This is a genomic window from Microbacterium sp. P5_E9 (genome assembly GCF_054049175.1).
On record NZ_JBFUMV010000030.1, the window covers coordinates 1 to 5100 of the forward strand.

The window sequence follows — 5100 nt, forward strand, 5'->3', positions numbered from 1 at the left end:
ACATTATTGGGGTCGACTTCGGAACATCGACGTCGCTCTTGGCGGTGTCGTCCGTACGGGGTGCTCGAACCTTGCCAATCGGCCAGAGGAACAGGTGGATTCCGTCTATCGCTGGCCTGAACGGCACAATCTGGGCGATCGGGGACGAAGCATCTGACTTCGACGAACCTTCTGTTATCCGAAGCATCAAGCGCTCAATCACCGAAGACCGCGAGCTCATCACGGTCTCAGACGGCACTCGCACAACGATTGTCAAAGCTGACGATGTAATCCGCGACATCCTCAACGAAATCGTTCAGCGAGCGGCATACAACGCAGTCTCGTTCTCCGACGAAGAAACGATCGTTCGACTCGGATGCCCCGCCATGTGGACAGGCGCGCAGCGCAGACGCCTCGTCAAGCTTGCAAACGAAGCCGGCGTGCCCGTCAAAGATGCAACCCTGGTCGACGAGCCGATTGCAGCTGGTGTCGCCTGGATCAATTCACAGCTTGCTCGTGGGGTAGCACTCAACGGCAAAGTCCTGGTGTATGACATGGGTGGCGGCACGCTCGACATTGCAATTCTGCGCGTGAAAGCCAGCGGTGGAAGCAGCGGCCGACGCGCAGATATTGCGGTCCAGTCGGCCAACGGCAACGAGATCGCGGGCGATCGCGTAGATCGACAGCTCGTCGAGACTCTCAAACATCGCCTCTTGGAAGCGGGCTTCGACGCGGACGCACCCGGGTACGGGTCAGAGCTGACCGGTTGGCTGCTGCGCGCCGCTCGCGAGGCAAAGGTTGAATTGTCGACATTGGAGGAGACGACGGTCGTTGTGCCGCACCCTCGCTTCGACATTCCGGCAGTGCTCCTGCAACGTGAAGACGTCAACGACGCCGTTCATCCCCTCGTGCAGCAGTCGATGGAGCGCGTCTGGGAGGTCGCACGCGGAGCCCTGATGAGCCAGGTGGCGGGTTCTAYCGACTCCGCTACTCTCACCCCTGAGCAGGCTCGTGCACTTTCTGGCGAGGACCTAGCAGGCGGGATCGATTACGTACTTCTCGCCGGCGGCATGTCCCGGGTGCCGGCGATCGGAGACTATCTCGGCGAGGTGTTCGGCCACGAGAAGATCTACCGCGACGCAAACCCGGATGAGCTCATCGTGAACGGACTCGGCGCGGACGAGGCTTACGAGAGTCTCAACCTCCATCGGCCCGGATTCGACTTCGTCCTCGAATGGGAAGACGACCAAGGAAGCCACGAGTGTTCTGTCTATCGGGCGTACACCCCGTTCTATACCGCACACCAGGTCTGGACGACCGGAAGTGTGAAGTACGTCAAGAAGTTCTCGGCCGCCGAAATACCGCCAACGCGCGGCAGCGGACTCATCCGCGCACGCTCGGTATCGGGCGAAYCCATCCCGCTCACGCTTGACGGCGTCAGCGTTGACGKAATTCCCTTCGACTTCGGCCACGGAAAAGACTCCCTCGTGATGATCGAACCGAACGGCCGGGTCTTTATACGAGACTCTTTTGGCCGCACATCGGAYTGGTATATTGCCCGTTGGCCAGTGATCAAAGGACGCGGCAATGAGGCGGTACACATCACGCGCACCCGTGAAGTCGCTGAGGCGAAAGACTGGTTCTACGACTACTCGGGCGACTGACCGCTAAGCGAGAACGTCAAGCACGGCCACACGGCTGCTCGATAGGACCAGCTGTCGCTTGGGTTCGAGATCCAAGCGCACACGCGCCAACTCCGCTTGGAGCCCGCTCAGACGTCCATCGTGAAGACGAATGATGCGATAGTCGCTTCCTCGTTGATTCAGCTCGAGGAGGATACGCTCCTCGTTTCGAATCTTGATCCTGAGTGTGTGTTCCTGGGAGCTGATCCGTGCGTCGACGAGTGCTTCGTTGTCGGAGGACCGAAGCATCCGAAGCCGCGCGACTCGCGCGTCCTCGATCCGCGAGAGCTCCGTCATATGCGCGCGCAAGCGCGGCGATGGATCGATCCCAGACGGATCGGCCAGAGTTCCTTCCGCGAGGCCGACGAGGACGAGCTCTTCTACGGACTCATCACGCTCGCCCGTTGCGAGGTCCAGCGCAGTGACCCAGAGCTCTCTGCTCTGCGTGAGCCCAGTGCCTTCAATGAGTGTGACGACGGCAAGGCACTGCTTGATTCCCGCACCGATCGCGATGCGGCCGTATTGCGGGCGCGAGAGCGGATCTCCGGCCATCTCGCTTACCGCGAGTCGAATGAGCGGATGCCGTGCACTGATCAAGTCGACATCTAGAGCGTCCACAGGTCGGTAGGAAGCGCGAATCGGCTCGGCATCACGTAGACGCCGGAACAGGTCGGCGCCGAGCGCAGAGCCGGCAGTCGCGTTGCCGACTATGCGATTCATTGCAACGGCCAGACCAGCCGTTCCTGTGATCTCGACCATGCCCTCCTTCTCCCGAGTGACTCGCCCGCCGTACTTCGCTACAACAAACTCCGTGAGAACTCGTACTTCGCTTGCCCCGATGTAGCGACCTGAGGCGGGACCGTTCTCCGTCAGCCCGTCAATCTCGACCGAGCCGATCGATGTGAGGAGTCCGCTGCTCTCTTCGAGCTTCTTCACGTCCGAGCGGTTGCGTTCGATAACGTGAGACTGTCGTTCGATCTCGCGGTCCCGCTGCTCAGACGTGAGGCTGGGATCCAATACCCTACGTTCAATCTCCTGCATGGTCTGTCGCATGATCGGTTCCAGATCCCCGATCGACTGTTCAAATGCGTTGATTCGCGTGTACAGGCGGCCGATGATGTCTGTCTCGACCGTGCCCGGGATCGACATGTTGAAGATGAAGATCTTTTCGCTTTCCTGGCCAATGCGATCCAGTCGACCGATGCGCTGCTCAATCTGCATTGGGTTCCACGGTAGGTCGTAGTTGACGAGGATGTTGCAGAACTGAAAGTCAAGGCCCTCGGACCCAACTTGGTTGGCGATCAGGATGTCGAATGATCCCCTTCGAAATCGCTCCATCACGGTCTCGCGATCCGTCATCTTCACCCCGCCGTGGAGGAAGTCCGTCCGAAACTCGCGGCCCAGTTGCTCCATCAGGTACTCGACCGTCCCGCGGAAGTAGGAGAAGATCAGGACCTGCGGCATTACGCCAGCAGCGCGAGTCTTGTCGGATTCTCTTAGCTGCCGAAGTCGAGCGCGGAGCGCTTCGAGCTTCGAGTCACGATTGATGGGAACGACGTTCCCGTCCCACGAAGGCGGTTGCAAGCGCTCTGCCGACGAATCCTGCAGAGTTCCTTCGAAATCGCCGGTTTCGACGTCCCAGTATTCCGAGTCCCTTTCGTCCTCGCCCAACCAGCCTGATTTCTGCAGCATTCGATCCCGCGCCACCGGCAAGCAGCTCGTCGCCTGCCGCAGTGGCATCTGCATGAGGAAGCCGAGCGGCAGACGCGAACGTCTCGCTCGGTCGAGGTAGAACCTTTCGATCTCTTCATAGAGGTCGCGCTCCATCCCGCTCCATTCGACCTCGACGTTCTCAACGACCCGAAGGGCCTTCTGCTCCTGGACGTCAACCTTGCGCGTCCGGTTCAGTACAGCGCTGAGGGTATTAAGGTCACCAACCAGTCGCTTTACCGAGGTGATCTGCTCCGCGTCGAACTCTGAATCGTCGATGAAGATCTGCTCAAGTCGACCGAACTCAGACCGTCGAGCCAAATTGTCGCCATGCGTCATCACTCGGATCTCGTTGAGAAGCGCCAGCGCTCCGCTCTTGGACCGGGTCGCCGGATTCGAGATCTCTCGTGCAATCCGGTTGAGGTTGCGATTCGGCTCGAGCTGCGCTTCGAACACCTCCGGGTCTGGGAAGGCGTCGGCATCGAGCAAGTGCATCAGGTTGAACAGATCTGATGAGCCGAGGTTGAGCGGTGTCGCTGACAAGAGCATGAGGTGATCGGCTTGGTCGGAGAGAATGTCGCCAACGACGGCGTTGCGTGTCCCGCGGTTTCGAAGGCTGTGCGCTTCGTCGACGATCGCGACGTCGAACCGCGGACGGAGCGTGACGAGCTCCTCGAGAATTTCACGGTACATACGCAATGACTCGAGGGAGACGATGCCTACAAGGTCTGGATCTCTCCCCTGCCTCAGCTCATGGACAAACTCAGACAACTCGGGCTTTCCGAGAATCTTCAGCGGGCGCATGAAGCGATCCCGCATCTCCCGCTGCCACTTCACCGTCAGCGACTTGGGTACCACGATCAGCCCTCGCCTGATCGGAGAGCGCTGTTCCAGCTCGATCCAGATGAGCCCCGCCTCGATGGTCTTGCCAAGCCCCACCTCATCGGCGATGAGAATGCGCCCAGTCGAGCCCGCGAGGATCTTGAGCGCTGGTAGGAACTGGTACGCCTTGAAAACGGTGCGGGTCGCCGCGAAGGAATAGAGGAAGTCAGTGAGTGGGTGATTCAGTTTGATCCAGGAGAGCGTTCGAGCGATGAGATGGGCGGATGCGGGCGGTTGGCTCAACCAGAACTCGGGCGAGCGAGGGTCACCGTCGAGCTGATGCAGGTCGGTGTCTGAGTACCCCTGGAGATCACCCTCAATGTCAACAGTGATTGTGTAGCTCGAAGCGCCGCGGCGAACAGCGACGACGCGTCCTATCTGATGGCGACCGAGGACTTCGACGACGTCGTCCACGTGGAGCGCAGACGCTCCAAAGAATTGACCCGAAACGTGCCAGTGATCCTCATAGATGTCGTATGCGGCCGCGAGATGAGTGTGGTCATATCCACTTCGACCACGGCCGCTCGTCGTCTCGCTCTGCGCACCCCTCACAACGAGCAGGACCGTCCCGATGCTGTCATCAATAACCGCGTAAGTCCCGTTGTGCAACTTGCGGGCGGCTGATGGCACGGTCGTTGCCCGGGTCTCGGATCCTCGGAGCGCCTCAACGTATGCGACCGCCTCTTCGCTCGTTGGCCCCACCATCAAAACGCGTGCAACTTCACCGTTGCTTGGCAGAGAAGCGGGGACATCGGGCGGCCAATAGGCGAGATCATGGTCATCGTCGAGCATTCAGCACCCCGCGTCGTGGTCGTCTTTGGTCGCACGATAGCAGGAAGGTTCCCAC

2 protein-coding genes are annotated in these 5100 nt (G+C 60.0%); one reads left to right on the forward strand and one right to left on the reverse strand.

Translation table 11 applies throughout. The features are described 5' to 3' along the window. On the forward strand, nt 1–1643 hold a 1643-nt coding region (locus tag ACXJ3V_RS19990), incomplete at its 5' end, for an Hsp70 family protein (RefSeq protein ID WP_457102106.1). A gap of 3 nt (nt 1644–1646) precedes the next feature. Here ACXJ3V_RS19990 and ACXJ3V_RS19995 read toward each other — a convergent pair. Continuing rightward, nucleotides 1647–5045, reverse strand: a complete 3399-nt coding sequence (locus tag ACXJ3V_RS19995) for a helicase-related protein (RefSeq protein ID WP_457102107.1) — start codon at nt 5043–5045, stop codon at nt 1647–1649. Nucleotides 5046–5100: the final 55 nt, after the last annotated feature.